This is a genomic window from Pantoea sp. SIMBA_079, from assembly GCF_046940275.1.
GTDB classification, from domain to species: Bacteria; Pseudomonadota; Gammaproteobacteria; order Enterobacterales; family Enterobacteriaceae; genus Pantoea; species Pantoea borealis.
In genome coordinates, this window is record NZ_JAWRYR010000545.1 from 1 (window position 1) to 258 (window position 258).

A 258-nucleotide genomic window follows, 5' to 3' on the forward strand; every position below is an offset into this window, starting at 1 on the left:
GCGATCGTCGGCGGTTTCATCTATGAACTGTTGGGCGTCGGCGGCTTCGGTCGCGGCTTCTGGCTCAGGCAACAGGTCGTCAACGCGGTCTCGCTGGTGTTTTCGGTGCTCTACTTCGCCTGGTTCCATGCCGCCTATGCGATGGCGACGCCCGGCAAGATGGCCGTCGGCATCAAGGTCGTCCGCCTCGACGGCGAACGGATCTCGTTCCTGCGGGGCGTCGGCCGCTATCTCGCGACCATCCCCAGCACCCTGATC

1 protein-coding gene is annotated in these 258 nt (G+C 64.7%); it reads left to right on the top strand.

All coding sequences use genetic code 11. The features are described 5' to 3' along the window. Positions 1 to 258, top strand: a 258-nt coding sequence (locus SB719_RS21140; protein WP_412159883.1) for an RDD family protein, incomplete at both ends; no start/stop codon positions are given.